A 17639-nucleotide genomic window follows, 5' to 3' on the forward strand; every position below is an offset into this window, starting at 1 on the left:
ATATCAGGAGACACCTTAAACATGTTATCACTACAAGAATTTGTACAAAATCGTTACAATAAAACCATTGCAGAATGTAGCAATGAAGAGCTTTACCTTGCTCTTCTTAACTACAGCAAGCTTGCAAGCAGCCAAAAACCAGTTAACACTGGTAAAAAGAAAGTTTACTATATCTCAGCTGAGTTCTTGATTGGTAAACTCTTGTCAAACAACTTGATCAACCTTGGTCTTTACGACGATGTCAAAAAAGAACTTGCTGCTGCAGGTAAAGACTTGATCGAAGTTGAAGAAGTTGAATTGGAACCATCTCTTGGTAATGGTGGTTTGGGACGTTTGGCTGCCTGCTTTATCGACTCAATTGCGACTCTTGGTTTGAATGGTGACGGTGTTGGTCTTAACTACCACTTTGGTCTTTTCCAACAAGTTCTTAAAAACAACCAACAAGAAACAATTCCAAATGCATGGTTGACAGAGCAAAACTGGTTGGTTCGCTCAAGCCGTAGCTACCAAGTACCATTTGCAGACTTTACTTTGACATCAACTCTTTACGATATTGATGTTACTGGTTATGAAACAGCAACTAAAAACCGCTTGCGTTTGTTTGACTTGGATTCAGTTGATTCTTCTATCATTAAAGATGGTATCAACTTTGACAAGACAGATATCGCTCGCAACTTGACTCTCTTCCTTTACCCAGATGATAGTGACCGTCAAGGTGAATTGCTCCGTATCTTCCAACAATACTTCATGGTTTCAAACGGTGCGCAATTGATCATCGACGAAGCAATCGAAAAAGGAAGCAACTTGCATGACCTTGCTGACTACGCTGTTGTACAAATCAACGACACTCACCCATCAATGGTTATCCCTGAATTGATCCGTCTTTTGACTGCACGTGGTATCGAGCTTGACGAAGCAATCTCAATCGTTCGTAGCATGACTGCCTACACTAACCACACAATCCTTGCTGAAGCCCTTGAAAAATGGCCTCTTGAATTCTTGCAAGAAGTGGTTCCTCACTTGGTACCAATCATTGAAGAATTGGACCGTCGTGTGAAAGCAGAATACAAAGATCCAGCTGTTCAAATTATCGATGAGAGCGGACGTGTTCACATGGCTCACATGGATATCCACTACGGATACAGTGTTAACGGGGTAGCAGCACTTCATACTGAAATCTTGAAAAATTCTGAGTTGAAAGCTTTCTACGACCTTTACCCAGAAAAATTCAACAACAAAACAAACGGTATTACTTTCCGTCGTTGGCTTATGCATGCTAACCCAAGATTGTCTCACTACTTGGATGAGATTCTTGGAGAAGGTTGGCACCATGAAGCAGATGAGCTTGAAAAACTTTTGTCTTATGAAGACAAAGCAGCTGTCAAAGAAAAATTGGAAAGCATCAAGGCTCACAACAAACGTAAATTGGCTCGTCACTTGAAAGAACACCAAGGTGTGGAAATCAATCCAAACTCTATCTTTGACATCCAAATCAAACGTCTTCACGAGTACAAACGCCAACAAATGAACGCTTTGTACGTGATTCACAAATACCTTGACATCAAAGCTGGTAACATCCCTGCTCGTCCAATCACAATCTTCTTTGGTGGTAAAGCAGCTCCAGCCTATACAATCGCTCAAGACATCATCCACTTGATCCTTTGCATGTCAGAAGTTATTGCTAACGATCCAGCAGTAGCTCCACACTTGCAAGTAGTTATGGTTGAAAACTATAACGTTACTGCAGCAAGCTTCCTTATCCCAGCATGTGATATCTCAGAACAAATCTCACTTGCTTCTAAAGAAGCTTCAGGTACTGGTAACATGAAATTCATGTTGAACGGAGCTTTGACTCTTGGTACTATGGACGGAGCTAACGTGGAGATCGCTGAGTTGGTTGGTGATGAAAACATCTACATCTTTGGTGAAGATTCAGAAACTGTTATCGACCTTTACGCAAAAGCAGCTTACAAATCAAGCGAATTCTACGCTCGTGAAGCTATCAAACCATTGGTTGACTTCATCGTTAGCGATGCAGTTCTTGCAGCTGGAAACAAAGAGCGCTTGGAACGTCTTTACAATGAATTGATCAACAAAGACTGGTTCATGACTCTTCTTGACTTGGAAGATTACATCAAAGTGAAAGAGCAAATGTTGGCTGACTACGAAGACCGTGACGCATGGTTGGATAAAGTTATCGTTAACATTTCTAAAGCAGGATTCTTCTCATCTGACCGTACAATCGCTCAGTACAACGAAGATATCTGGCACTTGAACTAATACTCTTCGAAAATCAAATTCAAACCACGTCAGCGTTGCCTTGCCGTACTCAAGTACAGCCTGCGGCTAGCTTCCTAGTTTGCTCTTTGATTTTCATTGAGTATAAGATACAAATTCATACTAATACATTTTGTAAAAAAGCGAGTTTCGATTGAAATTCGCTTTTTTAAATGCTGTGGATTTGGGTCAATCTTGTCTTAAAAAGATAGAAATCATAGATACAGTTAAAGCTTAGAAATACTGCTTTTACTCTCTTTCAACCTCATGTTTCTTTGTAGTTGATTACCTCATATTCCTTGTATTCGCTTACACAAAGTATTATAATATGATTGTAGGAAAGAAGGTGTTTTTATGTGGAAAAAATATTTTTCAAAATATAAATGGACGGATTTATTTTGGATTTTATTTATCATTTTGACCTGCCTCTATATAGGTAACCATGATTTGTTTCCTCTCAATCATCAAGAAATCTCTTTTCGTGGTAGCGTTTGGGGTCTGGTACTGGCCTTATTTCACTTGCTATTTATTGATAAGTTTGTTATCTCGAATCGAAAATAAAGTTTAGAGCTATGCTTGACTGTGTACTTTTAAGATTGATTTTTGGGGGAAGATTTTGTCTCTATTATTTATTATTTTAAATTTGTTTATCTTGTACAAAATCTATTCTTTGAGGCAGAAGAAATCGAAATACTTGATTTATACGGCCTATATCATATTTGGGGTAAATGTAATATATGGTATTCAATGGTTATTAAGAGAATTGATTTCAAAGATTTCCGCTTAATGTGTATAGAAATTCCAGTGATTTTTGCATAACAAAACGCATAAGATTAAGGTTTTTGAGTACCTGTTCTTATGCGTTTTCGTAATATTGAAGATTCTCAGTAAGTTTTCTACTTTTGCGAAGTCTAGTTTACAATGTTTTCCCAACCAAAATCTCTGCTTCAATGGTAATCTCTGTCAGTTGGCTCCAGTCAATCTTGCTCTGGTCGACGTGAAAGAGGAGAGGAGTCATACTAAGTAGGGCTTGGAGCTGCTCTGCTGTGATAGTTTTAGTCAGAGAGGCAGTTTGACTAGATAGGATGGTAAAATGTTCCTGGAAATGCTCCTTGATATCTTGATTAGAATAATCCTTGTTTGTCAGCTGGTCTTGTACCTTCTGACGGATTTCCTTGAGGTGATTTTTAGTTGGGATAACCTTTATTAAGATACCGTCTTTGGATAAAACGCGACGAAATTCTCCATAGTTGGCAGGTGAAAAGATATCTAGTAGGATATCCATGCTGGCGTCTTTTATAGGAAGACGAGCCAAGTCGCTAACGAACCAATTGACTGCCCAGTTGGGTTCGCTCTTTGCAGCGATTTGGACGGAATCTTTGGAAATATCAAAGGCATAGAAGGTTTTGTCAGGATGACTTTCTTGGAGTTTGCGAGAGTAGAAGCCCTCGCCACAACCAATATCTAAGACAGTTTTTGCGGATGGATTAGCTGCTAGTAAGTCCGAAATATCTTCTAAAATAGCCTGATAAAATCCAGATTCTAGGATTTGTTGGCGGTTTTGAAAGTTTTCCTTGTCGTAGTTGGCAGATTGCTTGATTTGAGGTGACAGATTGACATAGCCAAATTTAGCCAAGTCAAAAGAATGACGATTGTTGCATTTGAGACTGTTCTCTACCAGAGTCAGATTTTCTTGACAGATAGGACAGGCAAAGACAGTCGCAGAAGCAAAACGCTGAAGTTTAGGTTTGAGATTTGTATTCATAGTTTAAGTGTATCAAAAGAGGCAAATGAAAGCAACTTTAGGATGATTTGTAATAGAATTAAATAGTAGTATAATTACTTTTCAAAGTACAAAAATTAAATTGCTTTTATATCTAAATTGCTATATAATAATAGCTAGGAGGAAATAAGTATGTTAAAAGAAGTATTGACCGTCGCAAAAGTTGCGAAAAAATCATCACTCTTTTTGGGTGGTGTCGCATTTGGTACCCTTGGTTTGAAAATCTTAGCAAGTAAGGAAGCTAAAAAAGGTTATTCTAAAGCTTTGGCTAAGGCTTACAAGTTGAAAGACGAGCTAGATGCATCTGTTTCTGTTGTGAAACAACATGGAGACGATGTCTTGCAAGATGCCAAATATTTGTACGAGCAAGAGAAAAAAGAAGAGCAATTAGATAGCCTTATAGGAGAATAATATGTCTTTTAAAGTGCTACATAGAGGATACCAACATATCCGACTATCATCTTCTTTTTCACTCACCTTGGATATTCAAGACTATCTTCGTTCCTTGGCGAGAGATGAAAAGGGAATTGAGTCTATCCAGTTTTACATGGATCAACAGCACTTTACTCTACGTATAAAAGAAGGCTTTTCTGTATTAGATAATGCAGAAGCCTTTTTAAAAAGAATTGATAAAGGGAAAGTTTCTGAGTTGATGACTCTTCCCATTCGTAGAGAAGAGAGTGCTTATTCTATTGTTTCAGGTGCAGCGATTAAGCGTATACTTTTTCGTAGTTTTGTTCCGTATCCTATTCGCTATATATGGACTTGTTATCAGGCTTTTGGCTATATTAGAGAAGCCTATCAAACACTAGCGCGTAAGGAACTAACGATGGAGGTCTTGGACTGTTCGGCTATTTTATTGTCTTTGTTCATGAACCAATCCAAGACTGCTAGCAACATCATGTTTATGCTTGATTTGGGGAATCATTTAGATCAATGGTCCTTGAAAAAAACTGCAACAGATTTAGAGCAAAGCCTTCTTGCAAAAGAGAGCGATGTATTCTTAGTACAGGGGGATACGGTCGTTAGTATCAAGAGTTCCGATGTTCAAATAGGAGATGTCTTGGTCCTATCTCAAGGAAATGAAATTCTGTTTGATGGACAAGTAGTTTCAGGTTTAGGTATGGTCAACGAAAGTTCCTTGACGGGAGAGAGTTTTCCAGTTGAAAAAAGAGAGTCTGATTTGGTTTGTGCAAACACAGTCTTGGAGACTGGGGAGCTACGCATTCGTGTAACCGATAATCAGATGAACAGTCGTATTTTACAGCTGATTGAGTTGATGAAGAAATCTGAAGAAAACAAGAAAACGAAACAACGCTATTTCATCAAGATGGCGGACAAGGTCGTCAAATATAATTTCTTGGGGGCTGGGTTGACTTACCTATTAACAGGTTCTTTTTCTAAGGCTATTTCGTTCCTATTGGTCGATTTCTCCTGCGCTTTGAAAATCTCTACTCCTGTAGCTTATTTGGCAGCTATCAAGGAGGGGTTGAACCGTGAAATGGTGATTAAGGATGGAGATGTTCTGGAGAAATATCTGGAAGTTGATACCTTCTTATTTGATAAGACGGGGACAATCACAACTAGCTATCCGATAGTTGAAAAGGTGTTACCTTTTGGGGACTATAGTGAGGAAGATATTCTCAGAATCAGTGCCTGTCTTGAGGAACACATTTATCATCCTATTGCTAATGCCATCGTCAAGCAAGCTGAGATAGAGGGGATTGAACATGAGGAAATGCATGGGAAACTCCAATATATTGCAAGCAAGGGGATCAAATCTCATATAGATGGGCAACCAGTTTTTATTGGGAATTATGTTTTGATGCAGGATGAGCAAATTCATATCAGTTCAGAACAAAATGCTTTAATTGAAGAGTACAAGAGTCACTACAATCTCTTATTCTTAGCCTACCAGAATGAATTGATTGGAATGTTCTGCATTCATACTCCTTTGAGAAAAGAAGCTAAGGCAGCCTTGGAGAAACTTAAGGCACAAGGGAAAAAATTGATTCTGGCAACAGGGGATACCTTGGTTAGAACAGAGGAATTAGTCAAAGATTTGCCCTTTGATCAGGTCTATACAGACTTGAAACCTGATGGAAAATTTGAGTTAGTAGAGGAACTGCATAAAGCAGGTCACACTATTTTGATGGTTGGAGATGGATTGAATGACTCAGCTGCTCTAACCCTATCAGATATCGGTGTGGTGATGAATGAGAGTGCAGATATTTCTAAGCAGATGAGTGATATCTTATTGTTAGATAATCGTTTGGATTTCTTCCAAGAGTTGGATTGGCTATCATCATCTTTGCAAACACTCATCAAGAAGAATATTCAAGATACCGTTGTCGTAAATAGTAGTTTGATTGGCTTTGGCTTATTTAATTGGCTCAGTCCTTCAAATCTCTCTATCTTACATAATCTAACAACCTTACGCATAGTCCTGCGTAGCCTGTCTATTAAGGCTAGATAGATGTGGTTATCAACAACAAAAAGGAGTTACCTTTCTCGAGGTTAACTCCTTTTTTATAGGTAAATGTTGAACAGTTTAGTAAGTCAATACAAAATATTTTTTCTTTCCACGACGGATAACAGTCAGTTCGTTTTCTAACTTATCTGCGTCACTCAAGACATAGTCAAGGTCTTGGATGCGGTCACCGTTTACGTAGATAGCTCCATTTTGGACATCTTCACGGGCTTGGCGTTTTGAGTTAACTACACCAGATGAGACGAGCAGTTCCACAATATTGTGGTTTTCGTCTGCTTGTACTTTGTAGTTTGGTACTCCACGAAGTCCTTGTTTGAGTTCTTTAACAGAAAGATTTTTGATGTTTCCTGCAAAGAGTTGCTCAGTGATGTTGAGGGCTTCTTTGTAAGCTTCTTCGCCGTGAACAAGTGTAACGACTTCACGAGCCAAGATTTTTTGAGCCAAGCGTTCGTGTGGAGCTGCTTCAAATTGTTTACGGATGTCTTCAATCTCATCAAGTGACAAGAAAGTAAAGATTTTCAAGAAGCGAACAGCGTCTGCGTCCATAACGTTCATCCAGAATTGGTACATTTCGTATGGAGAAGTCTTTTCAGGATTGAGCCAGACTGCGTTTCCTTCTGATTTACCAAATTTCTTACCAGTTGCATCGGTAATCAGTGGAACAGTGATTACGTGGCCAGTCTTGTCAGCCTTACGACGAAGCAATTCAGTACCAGCTGTCATATTTCCCCACTGGTCAGAACCACCGATTTGTAGCGTTACGTTGTGGTCTTGGCTAAGAACGAAGAAGTCGTACCCTTGCATGATTTGGTAAGCAAACTCAGTGTAGGAAATCCCTGTTTCGATCCGTTTTTTCACAGATTCCTTACTCATCATGTAGTTGACAGTAAAGTATTTTCCGATATCACGGAGGAAATCAATGAAGCTGATGCTGCCAAACCAGTCGTAGTTGTTGACCATGACAGCTTTATTTTCGCCATTTTCAAAGTCAAGAAAACGAGAAAGTTGTCCTTGGATAGACTTGACCCAGCCATCTACTGTGTCTTTTGTTTGGAGACTACGTTCAGCATCTTTGAAGGACGGATCTCCGATGAGACCTGTAGCACCGCCAACGAGCGCATAAGGTTTGTGACCTGCTAGCTGCAAGCGACGACTTGTCAAGATTGCGACAAGGTGGCCTAGGTGAAGGCTGTCAGCAGTTGGATCGTAGCCAGTATAATAAGAAACTTGACCTTCTTCTAGGGCTTTACGCAAAGCTTCTTCATCAGTCGTTTGAAATATCAAACCACGCTCTTTTAGCTCATCAAAAATGTGCATGTGTCTTTTCTCCTTTTTAAAATTATTGTTTCTAACTATTGTATCACAAACTTGGGCAATAGCCTAGCAGAATAGGGAAGAAAGTGGCTATTTTATTGAAAGTTTCCCTTTTGTGGTATAATAGATAGAGTGAGGAAATCCATGCAAAATCAATTAAATGAATTAAAACGAAAAATGCTGGAATTTTTCCAGCAAAAACAAAAAAATAAAAAATCAGATAGGCCGGTCAAGAAAGGTTCAAGTGTCCAAAAATCTAAATCCTTAGAGAAGCCAGCTATTTTTCCAGCTATTTTACTGAGTATAAAAGCCTTATTTAACTTACTCTTTATCCTCGGTTTTCTAGGAGGAATGTTGGGAGCTGGGATTGCTTTGGGGTACGGGGTGGCCTTATTTGACAAGGTTCGGGTGCCTCAGACAGAAGAATTGGTACATCAGGTCAAGGACATCTCTTCTATTTCAGAGATTACCTATGCGGATGGGACGGTGATTGCCTCCATAGAGAGTGATTTGTTGCGCACTTCTATCTCATCTGAGCAAATTTCGGAAAATCTGAAGAAGGCTATCATTGCGACGGAAGATGAACACTTTAAAGAACATAAGGGTGTAGTGCCCAAGGCGGTGATTCGTGCGACCTTGGGGAAATTTGTAGGTTTGGGTTCCTCTAGTGGGGGTTCAACCTTGACCCAGCAACTGATTAAACAGCAGGTGGTTGGGGATGCGCCGACCTTGGCTCGTAAGGCGACAGAGATTGTGGATGCTCTTGCCTTGGAACGCGCCATGAATAAAGACGAGATTTTAACGACCTATCTCAATGTGGCTCCGTTTGGCCGAAATAATAAGGGGCAGAATATTGCAGGAGCTCAGCAGGCAGCTGAGGGGATTTTCGGTGTAGATGCCAGCCAGTTGACTGTTCCTCAAGCAGCATTTTTAGCAGGGCTTCCACAGAGTCCCATTACCTATTCCCCTTATGAAAATACTGGGGAGTTGAAGAGTGATGAAGACTTAGAAATAGGCTTGAGACGGGCTAAGGCAGTTCTTTACAGTATGTATCGTACAGGTGCCTTAAGCAAAGACGAGTATTCTCAATATAAGGATTACAATCTTAAACAGGACTTTCTCCCTTCAGCTACAGTCACAGGTGTGTCACGAGGCTATTTATACTTTACAGCCTTGGCAGAAGCTCAGGAACGTATGTATGACTATCTAGCTCAGAGAGACAATGTCTCCGCTAAGGAGTTGAAAAATGAGGCAACCCAGAAGTTCTATCGCGATTTGGCAGCCAAGGAAATTGAAAATGGTGGTTATAAAATTACTACTACCATAGACCAGAAAATTCATTCTGCCATGCAAAGTGCGGTTGCTGATTATGGCTATCTTTTAGACGATGGAACAGGTCGTGTAGAAGTAGGGAATGTGTTGATGGACAACCAAACAGGTGCTATTCTAGGCTTTGTAGGTGGTCGTAATTATCAAGAAAATCAAAATAATCATGCCTTTGATACAAAGCGCTCACCAGCTTCTACTACCAAGCCTTTGCTGGCCTACGGTATTGCTATTGATCAGGGCTTGATGGGAAGCGAAACGATTCTATCTAACTATCCAACAAACTTTGCTAATGGCAATCCGATTATGTATGCTAATAGTAAGGGAACAGGAATGATGACCTTGGGAGAAGCTCTGAACTATTCATGGAATATCCCGGCTTACTGGACCTATCGTATGCTCCGTGAAAAGGGTGTTGATGTCAAGGGTTATATGGAAAAGATGGGTTACGAGATTCCTGAGTACGGTATTGAGAGCCTGCCAATGGGTGGTGGTATTGAAGTCACAGTTGCCCAGCATACTAATGGCTATCAGACCCTAGCAAATAATGGTCTATATCATAAAAAACATGTGATTTCTAAAATTGAAGCAGCAGATGGTAGAGTGGTGTATGAGTATCAGGATAAACCGGTTCAAGTCTATTCAAAAGCTACTGCGACGATTATGCAGGGATTACTGCGAGAAGTTCTATCCTCTCGTGTGACAACAACCTTCAAGACGAATCTGACTTCTTTAAATCCTACTCTAGCTAATGCAGATTGGATTGGGAAGACTGGTACAACCAACCAAGACGAAAATATGTGGCTCATGCTTTCGACACCTAGATTAACCCTAGGTGGCTGGATTGGGCATGATGATAATCATTCACTGTCACGTAGAGCAGGTTATTCCAATAACTCTAATTACATGGCTCATCTGGTAAATGCGATTCAGCAAGCCTCCCCAAGCATTTGGGGGAACGAGCGCTTCGCTTTAGATCCTAGTGTAGTAAAATCTGAAGTCCTGAAATCAACAGGTCAAAAACCAGGGAAGGTTTCTGTTGAAGGGAAAGAGGTAGAGGTCACAGGTTCGACTGTTACCAGCTATTGGGCTAATAAGGCAGGAGCGCCAGCGACCAGTTATCGCTTTGCTATTGGTGGAAGTGATGCGGATTATCAGAATGCTTGGTCTAGCATTATGGGGAGTCTACCAACTCCATCAAGCTCCAGCAGTTCAAGTAGTAGCTCTAGCGCTACACGACCTTCTTCTTCAAGGACGAGACGATAAGTTCTATGAACTGTGCTAAATGAAGTGGCAAATCAATGGATTGCCACTTTTTTCTTTTGTCCTTTCGTGTTACAATAAAGGTATGAATCAGTATCAGAAAAAGATTGTTAAAGGAACCATTTATTCGCTCCTATCTGGCTTAATATGGGGAATCTGTGGAATTTTAGGAGAATATTTCTTTACTCATTATCAGGTGTCTTCTGGTTGGATTACCTCTATGCGTTTGACACTAGCAGGGAGTCTTGTGCTCGTTTGGTCTGCAATGCAATTAAAGTCACAAGTGCTAGATATCTGGCGAGACAGGAAAAATTACTTGCCCTTTTTAGCCTATGCTATTTTAGGGATTTTTTCAGTCCAGTATTTTTTCTACCTCTGCGTAGAATATTCTAATGCAGCGACTGCAACTATTTTACAGTTTATCAGTCCTGTTTTTATCCTCTTTTATAATCGCTTGGTTTATCAAAAACGAGCATCAAAAAGCGCTATTTTTTATGTTTTAATGGCCATGTTGGGTGTTTGCTTGATGGCAACAAAGGGAGATCTCTCTCAGTTATCCATGACACCACTAGCACTTGTGACGGGTCTGCTGAGTGCCATGGGTGTTATGTTTAATGTTATCCTACCTCAGCCTTTCGCTAAGAGATACGGTTTTGTACCGACGGTTGGGTGGGGGATGATTTTGGCAGGTTTATTTAGCAATGTCCTCTCGCCGGTTTATCAGCTTTCCTTTACTCCTGATATTTGGAGTATCTTGATTTGCCTTATTATCGCTTTCTTTGGTACAGCTTTTGCCTTCTTTATTTCCATGAAGGCTGTGTCCTTGGTTTCTCCCTTGGTGGTTTCTGTCATTAGTGCCAGTGAACCTCTCTCTTCTGCCCTTTTGAGTGTTTTATTTTTAGGCTTGGTAGTGGATTGGTCCCTTCTTCTAGCTATGACCCTGATTATTTTACCCATGATCTTCCTATCGGTAGAAGAAGCGAAAGAAAGTAAATAAAAAGTCTTTTCTTAATTCTAAAAGTGTGCTATACTAGAATAGTCAATAAAACACGGGGAGATAGTTGTGAAGAGTGTTTTTAGGTTGTATCGGTAGGGGCTTGCTTTTACCGACAGCACGTTTTATCTCACATCCCTAAAAATCATACCTAAAAACAAACAAAAAGGCTTCAAATTTGAGGCCTTTTTTGGTAGAATAGGTATCATTAAAATGAACTAGGAGGCGCCTATGACTGCCACAAAAATGAATGCTCAAGAAATTATCCAATTTATCGCCAATGCCGAAAAGAAAACTAGTGTGAAAGTAACCTTTGAGGGAGAACTTGCAACTGCTGTACCTAGCTCTGTTGTGAAACTAGGAAATGTCCTATTTGGAGACTGGAAGGACGTTGCTCCGCTTCTAGAAGGTTTGGTAGAAAATAAAGACTATGTTGTTGAGCAAGATGCTCGTAATTCTGCAGTTCCTTTGCTAGACAAACGTGCTATCAATGCTCGTATCGAGCCAGGTGCTATTATCCGTGATCAGGTTGAAATTGGTGACAATGCTGTTATCATGATGGGAGCGGTTATCAATATCGGTGCTGAAATTGGTGCAGGAACTATGATTGACATGGGTGCTATCCTTGGTGGCCGTGCTATCGTGGGGAAAAACAGTCACGTTGGTGCAGGTGCCGTTCTTGCAGGTGTGATTGAGCCAGCTAGCGCAGAACCAGTCCGTGTTGGAGACAATGTTCTCATCGGTGCCAATGCAGTGGTTATCGAAGGAGTTCAAATCGGTAGTGGTTCAGTTGTCGCAGCGGGAGCTATTGTTACCCAAGATGTCCCAGAAAACGTGGTGGTAGCAGGTGTTCCAGCTCGTATTATCAAAGAGATTGATGCCCAAACCCAACAAAAAACAGCGCTAGAGGATGCGCTTCGTACCTTGTAATTTGTAAAAGAAAAATAGAGGCGGAACCCTTTTCCAGCCTCTTTCTGCTATATAGGAGGATAGATAGATGTTAGATTTGATTCAGACTAGACGAGATTTGCACCAGATTCCAGAGATTGGCTTGGAGGAGTTCAAGACTCAGGCTTATCTGCTGGATGTGATTGAGAAATTGACTGCGGGCAAGAATTTTGTCCAAGTTCGTACTTGGCGGACAGGTATTTTGGTTTACTTGCAGGGAAGTCAGCCAGAGCGTACTATTGGTTGGCGGACAGATATTGATGGTCTGCCTATTGTTGAACAAACGGGACTTTCTTTCGCTTCTCAGCACCAAGGTCGCATGCATGCTTGTGGCCATGATTTCCACATGACCATTGCCTTGGGTTGTCTTGAGCGAGCCCTTGAGGAGCAACCCAAGAATAATCTACTCTTCCTATTTCAGCCTGCTGAGGAAAATGAAGCTGGGGGGATGCTCATGTATGAGGATGGTGCTTTTGGAGATTGGTTGCCAGACCAATTTTATGGTCTTCATGTTCGGCCAGATTTGAAGGTTGGTCAGATTGCGACCAATACCCACACGCTCTTTGCAGGAACTTGCGAGGTGAAGATCCGTTTCAAAGGCAAAGGGGGACACGCAGCCTTTCCGCATGAAGCCAATGATGCTTTGGTGGCGGCTAGTTACTTTGTGACCCAGGTGCAGTCAGTTGTCAGCCGTAATGTCAACCCAATCGAGGGAGCAGTGGTGACCTTTGGAGTTTTCCAAGCTGGAACAACAAACAATGTCATCACAGATACAGCATTTTTGCATGGAACTATTCGGGCCTTGACACAGGACATGAGTCTCTTGGTGCAAAAAAGGGTCAAAACAGTTGCAGAAGGAGTTGCAGCTGCCTTCGATATGGAAATCGAAGTGGAACTCAAACAAGGTGGTTACCTGCCTGTTGAGAATAATCCAGCATTGGCGCGTGAATTGATGGACTTCTTTGAAGAGAAAGACGGAATCGAGTTGATTGATATCGAGCCTGCTATGACAGGTGAAGACTTTGGTTATCTCCTTTCAAAAGTTGATGGCGTTATGTTCTGGCTTGGTATAGATAGTCCCTATGCCCTTCATCACCCTCAGATGAGTCCCAAGGAAGAGGCATTAGCTATTGGGGTGGATGCGGTCTCTAGTTTCCTGAAAAAGAAGGCAGCAGAGTAGAGGGCTTGTCTATGAAATCGGAATTACGTAAGCAAGTCTTGCAAGAAATGAAGGCTATATCTCAAGAGCAAAAACAGTTTATAGATCAAACTTTAACAGAACGACTTTTACACCATCCCTTCTACCAAGAAGCCAATGTCATCGCAACCTATCTCTCTTTTCCTCATGAGTTTCAAACGCAGGAACTGATTGACCAGGCGCTGAGGGATGGTAAGAAGGTTTTGATACCCAAAACCTATCCCAAGGGGCTCATGAAGTTTGTAGTCTATGATCCGCAGCAATTGGTAAAAACTTCCTTTGGCTTACTGGAACCACAGGGAAATTTGGAAGTGGTGGATGCCTCTCAGATTGATTTGATTCATGTTCCAGGGTTAACTTTTACGACAAAGGGCTATCGGATTGGCTATGGTGGAGGTTATTATGACCGCTATCTGAAACATTTTCCTGGTCATACTTTGAGTACGGTTTATCCTTGTCAAATTCGGGACTTTAGCCCTGAAAATCATGATATTCCTGTTCAGGAGGTACTGATTGATGAAAGAAATCTTTGATAGGCGTTACCCTGTGACGAGTTTCTTCCTTTTTGTGACGGCCGTGGTGTTTTTACTAATGTTGGTGACTACAGGAGGAAATTTTGACAGGGCAGACACCCTATTTCGATTTGGAGCTATGTATGGGCCAGCTATTAGGATCTTTCCCGAGCAGATTTGGCGTCTCTTCTCTGCTATTTTTGTTCATATTGGGTGGGAGCATTTCATTGTTAATATGCTTTCGCTTTATTACCTTGGTAGGCAAGTAGAGGAAATTTTCGGATCCAAGAAGTTTTTCTTTCTCTATCTCTTATCTGGAATGATGGGCAATCTCTTTGTTTTTGTATTTAGTCCCAAATCCTTAGCAGCAGGAGCCTCGACTTCTCTCTATGGACTATTTGCTGCAATTATTGTTCTTCGTTATGCAACTCGCAACCCCTATATCCAACAGCTAGGGCAATCCTATCTGACACTTTTTGTGGTTAACATTATTGGAAGTGTTCTGATTCCAGGAATCAGTCTAGCAGGTCATATCGGAGGTGCAGTTGGTGGAGCATTACTAGCAGTTATCTTTCCAGTTAGAGGAGAAAGACGGATGTATAATGTTAGCCAGAGGTTAGGAGCGGTAGTGTTATTCGTAGGACTCGCAGTTCTGCTTTTCTACAAGGGAATGGGATGAAAATTTGTGTAATGAAAAAAGATAAGGCATTTTTTGAACCTTATCTTTTTTTGTTTTATACTCAATGAAAATCAAAGAGCAAACTAGGAAGCTAACCGCAGGCTGCTCAAAGCACTGCTTTGAGGTTGTAGATAGAACTGACGAAGTCAGTAACCATACCTACGGCAAGGTGAAGCCAACGTGGTTTGAAGAGATTTTCGAAGAGTATTATTCCTTCTCAGCCAATTCTTTTCCAAGTTGGATGAGGTAATTTTTCAAGGCATCTTTGACTTGTGGGTGCTTGAGGGCGTAGTCAATAGATGTTTTCATAAAGCCAAACTTATCCCCAACGTCGTAACGAGCTCCTGTAAATTCACGGGCAAAAACACGCTGTGTTTTATTGAGCGTATCAATAGCATCAGTAAGTTGGATTTCATTTCCAGCACCAGGAGTTTGATTTTCTAAGATATCAAAAATCTCAGGTGTGAGTAGATAGCGACCGATGATTGCCAAATCACTTGGTGCATCTTCGGGAGCTGGTTTTTCTACGAAAGTTTCAACGCTATAGAGTCCATTACTTCCTTCACCCTGAGGAGCGATAACCCCGTATGATGAAACGTCTTCGTGTGGTACAGGCATGACAGCAATGGTTGATGCGTGTGTCTTTTCGTAATCATTCATCAGTTGTTTTGTCAAAGGAACGGCATTCTCATTTGTGATGTCCATAAGGTCATCACCCAGCATAACAACGAAGGGCTCATTCCCTACAAAAGCTTTGGCTTGTAGGACAGCGTCTCCAAGACCGCGAGGGTGAGTTTGGCGAATGAAATGGAGGCGCATACCAGTTGCTTCATCTACCAATTTTAACAAATCCGTTTTGCCTTTTTCCTTAAGATTGTATTCAAGCTCAAAGTTTGAGTCAAAGTGGTCCTCAATAGAACGTTTTGATTTACCAGTGACAACTAGAATATCTTCAATACCTGATTTAAGAGCTTCTTCTACGATAAATTGGATAGTTGGTTTGTCTACAATTGGCAACATTTCTTTAGCAAGTGCTTTGGTTGCTGGTAAAAATCGAGTTCCAAGTCCAGCGGCAGGGATAACTGCCTTTCTAACTTTTGATGTCATAAGAATCCTTTCTTTAGAGGGTCAAGACCACTCATTTTCTGCTTTAAATTCATTGTTCATGATGTCATAAATGGCATCTTTAATATTGGTTCCGTGGTAAATAACTTGGTAAATGGCCTGTGTAATGGGCATATAGACTCCAAGTTCTTGCGCTAGTTCATAGGCCGCTCGGGTCGTTGAAATTCCTTCGATTACCATACCCATATTGGCTTCGATATCAGTTAGGGATTCTCCACGACCAAGAGCATCTCCAGCTCTCCAGTTACGAGAGTGGATGGAAGTCCCTGTTACGATCAAATCTCCCACACCAGACAAGCCACTATAGGTCAATGGACTGGCACCAAGTGCTACTCCTAAGCGGGTAATTTCTGCCAAGCCTCGAGCGATGATGGCTGCCTTAGCATTGTCACCAAATCCCAAACCATGTAAGGCTCCAGCACCGACAGCAATAATATTTTTAAGAGCACCAGCAGTTTCAACTCCAATAACATCCGTATTGGTATAAAGTCGGAAGTAGTGATTACTAAAGAGTTCTTGAACGTATTGAGCTGTTTGTAAATCTTTAGAAGCAGCAGTGATTAAAGTTAGGTCACGCACAATGGTCTCTTCCGCATGACTAGGTCCTGAAACAACAACAATATCACTGCGGAGATGTTCAGGAATTTCTTCTTCAAGAATGGTTGATAATCGTTTATGGCTATCAGGTTCTAATCCCTTTGATGCGTGCATGATGATAGCCTTATGATCTAAGGTTTGTGCAACTTGTTGGGCAACAAGTCGTGTCACTTTTGTTGGGACAACAAACAAAATCGCATCTACATCTTTCAGTGCCTCTGATAAGTCGCTGTAGGCAATGATATTTTCATCTAGAACGACATCTTTAAAGTAGTGTTTGTTAGTATGGTGTGTATTAATTTCATTGATTTGCTCGGGAAGATTTCCCCAAATACGTACCTCGTGTCCATTGTCATTTAAGACTTGTGAAAGGGCAGTTCCCCAAGAACCAGGCCCCAAGACGGCGACGGTTTGTTTTTCCATGTTTTCCTCCTTGATAGAGTTCTCTTTTTATTTTATCACATTCTAGGGGATTTTGCACTTGCATTGCTGGGGAGTGGTGGCTTTGTTACTTGAAAAATATATAAAAACCGAGACGAGGGGATAAACTCTTAGTCTCGGTTTTTATATTCGTTATAATATAGTTAGGTTTATTTCAACTGATCTGTAATGTCTTTTGATAGCAACATTCCCAGATGATAAGTTTTATTGATGTAAGCAATGACGTCATTGATATTTTCAGTAGTGTGAATTTTCTCTTTGATGTCAGCCCTAAATGTTTCATCCTTCAAAAGTTGTTCTTGGTAGAGTCTTTGAAGTCTTTCCTTCTCGTACTTATTGAGTAGAAAAAGGAAAACCAAGCTAATCACAACGAGGATATAAGCATATTGGCTCATAGGAAATCTCCCTGTATGATAAAGAAGTAGTAGTGAGTAGATTGAATTAGTTAATTCAAAATAGCAGAACAAGTCAACAAAACTTGATAAGATTTTTGATAGACCTCTAAACCAGAATCCGTATAGGCTTTAGTGTAAGTTACTTAAATTATTTTGCAATCAAGTAATTTAAAATATTACGACATAAGCCTAACCAAATCACCATAGTTTCGACGTCATGTTCTCTAAATCGATTATATTTAGGAGCCATGACTAGTGAAGCAGTTAGCTAGTCCGCATATAAGCGGCTAGCGTCT

The 17639-nt window shown here is 40.8% G+C and carries 15 protein-coding genes; 10 read left to right on the plus strand and 5 right to left on the minus strand.

Annotated elements, in window-relative coordinates; genetic code table 11:
• Positions 1-21: 21 nt before the first annotated feature.
• Positions 22-2280: a glycogen/starch/alpha-glucan family phosphorylase gene (glgP, locus tag QM865_RS07140; protein ID WP_049515774.1), complete on the plus strand. Its 2259-nt coding sequence runs from the start codon at positions 22-24 to the stop codon at positions 2278-2280.
• Positions 2281-2631: 351 nt separating this feature from the next.
• Complete coding sequence (locus QM865_RS07145) at positions 2632-2838, plus strand: hypothetical protein (RefSeq protein WP_023943996.1); 207 nt, start codon at positions 2632-2634, stop codon at positions 2836-2838.
• A 355-nt stretch (positions 2839-3193) separates the two neighbouring features.
• Here the strand turns inward: QM865_RS07145 and QM865_RS07150 are convergent, their stop codons facing one another.
• Positions 3194-4042: a putative RNA methyltransferase gene (locus QM865_RS07150; protein ID WP_023943994.1), complete on the minus strand. Its 849-nt coding sequence runs from the start codon at positions 4040-4042 to the stop codon at positions 3194-3196.
• Between the two features lie 150 nt (positions 4043-4192).
• On the opposite strand from QM865_RS07150, the gene QM865_RS07155 reads away from it, so the two are divergent.
• Both QM865_RS07155 and QM865_RS07160 read left to right on the plus strand, forming a co-directional pair.
• Positions 4193-4471 (plus strand): DUF6110 family protein, encoded by a 279-nt coding sequence (locus QM865_RS07155; protein ID WP_000910909.1) that lies wholly within the window; start codon positions 4193-4195, stop codon positions 4469-4471.
• Position 4472: 1 nt separating this feature from the next.
• Positions 4473-6536, plus strand: coding sequence for a heavy metal translocating P-type ATPase (locus tag QM865_RS07160; protein WP_414306342.1), 2064 nt, complete (start codon positions 4473-4475; stop codon positions 6534-6536).
• A 75-nt stretch (positions 6537-6611) separates the two neighbouring features.
• On the opposite strand, the gene tyrS is transcribed toward QM865_RS07160, so the two are convergent.
• Complete coding sequence (gene tyrS / locus QM865_RS07165) at positions 6612-7868, minus strand: tyrosine--tRNA ligase (RefSeq protein ID WP_219967266.1); 1257 nt, start codon at positions 7866-7868, stop codon at positions 6612-6614.
• A 141-nt stretch (positions 7869-8009) separates the two neighbouring features.
• Between tyrS and pbp1b the strand changes: the two genes are divergently transcribed.
• The 6 genes from pbp1b to QM865_RS07195 all read left to right on the plus strand — a co-directional run bounded on the left by pbp1b (position 8010) and on the right by QM865_RS07195 (position 14785).
• Entirely contained in the window at positions 8010-10457 is a 2448-nt protein-coding gene (pbp1b, locus tag QM865_RS07170) for a penicillin-binding protein PBP1B (RefSeq protein ID WP_414306343.1), read from the plus strand.
• An 82-nt stretch (positions 10458-10539) separates the two neighbouring features.
• On the plus strand, positions 10540-11451 hold the full coding sequence (locus tag QM865_RS07175; protein WP_414306344.1) for a DMT family transporter: 912 nt from the start codon (positions 10540-10542) through the stop codon (positions 11449-11451).
• A 228-nt stretch (positions 11452-11679) separates the two neighbouring features.
• Positions 11680-12378, plus strand: coding sequence for a 2,3,4,5-tetrahydropyridine-2,6-dicarboxylate N-acetyltransferase (gene dapD, locus QM865_RS07180; RefSeq protein WP_000127445.1), 699 nt, complete (start codon positions 11680-11682; stop codon positions 12376-12378).
• A 67-nt stretch (positions 12379-12445) separates the two neighbouring features.
• The gene (locus tag QM865_RS07185) at positions 12446-13576 is read left to right on the plus strand and encodes an N-acetyldiaminopimelate deacetylase (protein ID WP_000885095.1); all 1131 of its coding nucleotides are present in this window, start codon (positions 12446-12448) and stop codon (positions 13574-13576) included.
• A gap of 11 nt (positions 13577-13587) precedes the next feature.
• The gene (locus QM865_RS07190) at positions 13588-14127 is read left to right on the plus strand and encodes a 5-formyltetrahydrofolate cyclo-ligase (RefSeq protein WP_261044513.1); all 540 of its coding nucleotides are present in this window, start codon (positions 13588-13590) and stop codon (positions 14125-14127) included.
• Positions 14111-14785, plus strand: coding sequence for a rhomboid family intramembrane serine protease (locus QM865_RS07195; protein WP_414306345.1), 675 nt, complete (start codon positions 14111-14113; stop codon positions 14783-14785). Before QM865_RS07190 ends, QM865_RS07195 begins: the two co-directional genes overlap by 17 nt.
• Positions 14786-14992: 207 nt before the next feature.
• Here the strand turns inward: QM865_RS07195 and galU are convergent, their stop codons facing one another.
• From galU to QM865_RS07210, 3 genes are all read right to left on the minus strand, one after another.
• A complete protein-coding gene (gene galU / locus QM865_RS07200) occupies positions 14993-15892 on the minus strand; it encodes a UTP--glucose-1-phosphate uridylyltransferase GalU (RefSeq protein WP_219967261.1) in 900 nt (299 codons plus the stop codon).
• Between the two features lie 21 nt (positions 15893-15913).
• A complete protein-coding gene (locus QM865_RS07205) occupies positions 15914-16930 on the minus strand; it encodes an NAD(P)H-dependent glycerol-3-phosphate dehydrogenase (protein WP_414306346.1) in 1017 nt (338 codons plus the stop codon).
• 167 nt (positions 16931-17097) lie between these two features.
• Positions 17098-17343 (minus strand): hypothetical protein, encoded by a 246-nt coding sequence (locus QM865_RS07210; RefSeq protein ID WP_000084859.1) that lies wholly within the window; start codon positions 17341-17343, stop codon positions 17098-17100.
• Positions 17344-17639: the final 296 nt, after the last annotated feature.

Origin of the sequence: Streptococcus mitis, from assembly GCF_047462815.1 — a bacterium.
In the GTDB taxonomy this organism is placed as follows: domain Bacteria; phylum Bacillota; class Bacilli; order Lactobacillales; family Streptococcaceae; genus Streptococcus; species Streptococcus mitis_DO.

Coding starts and splice junctions, on each gene's coding strand:
- glgP (WP_049515774.1), top strand. CDS start 22: ATGTTATCACTACAAGAATTTGTACAAAATCGTTACAATAAAACCATT.
- QM865_RS07190 (WP_261044513.1), top strand. CDS start 13,588: ATGAAATCGGAATTACGTAAGCAAGTCTTGCAAGAAATGAAGGCTATA.
- tyrS (WP_219967266.1), bottom strand. CDS start 7,868: ATGCACATTTTTGATGAGCTAAAAGAGCGTGGTTTGATATTTCAAACG.
- QM865_RS07210 (WP_000084859.1), bottom strand. CDS start 17,343: ATGAGCCAATATGCTTATATCCTCGTTGTGATTAGCTTGGTTTTCCTT.
- QM865_RS07150 (WP_023943994.1), bottom strand. CDS start 4,042: ATGAATACAAATCTCAAACCTAAACTTCAGCGTTTTGCTTCTGCGACT.
- QM865_RS07145 (WP_023943996.1), top strand. CDS start 2,632: ATGTGGAAAAAATATTTTTCAAAATATAAATGGACGGATTTATTTTGG.
- dapD (WP_000127445.1), top strand. CDS start 11,680: ATGACTGCCACAAAAATGAATGCTCAAGAAATTATCCAATTTATCGCC.
- galU (WP_219967261.1), bottom strand. CDS start 15,892: ATGACATCAAAAGTTAGAAAGGCAGTTATCCCTGCCGCTGGACTTGGA.
- QM865_RS07195 (WP_414306345.1), top strand. CDS start 14,111: ATGAAAGAAATCTTTGATAGGCGTTACCCTGTGACGAGTTTCTTCCTT.
- QM865_RS07205 (WP_414306346.1), bottom strand. CDS start 16,930: ATGGAAAAACAAACCGTCGCCGTCTTGGGGCCTGGTTCTTGGGGAACT.
- QM865_RS07185 (WP_000885095.1), top strand. CDS start 12,446: ATGTTAGATTTGATTCAGACTAGACGAGATTTGCACCAGATTCCAGAG.
- QM865_RS07160 (WP_414306342.1), top strand. CDS start 4,473: ATGTCTTTTAAAGTGCTACATAGAGGATACCAACATATCCGACTATCA.
- QM865_RS07155 (WP_000910909.1), top strand. CDS start 4,193: ATGTTAAAAGAAGTATTGACCGTCGCAAAAGTTGCGAAAAAATCATCA.
- QM865_RS07175 (WP_414306344.1), top strand. CDS start 10,540: ATGAATCAGTATCAGAAAAAGATTGTTAAAGGAACCATTTATTCGCTC.
- pbp1b (WP_414306343.1), top strand. CDS start 8,010: ATGCAAAATCAATTAAATGAATTAAAACGAAAAATGCTGGAATTTTTC.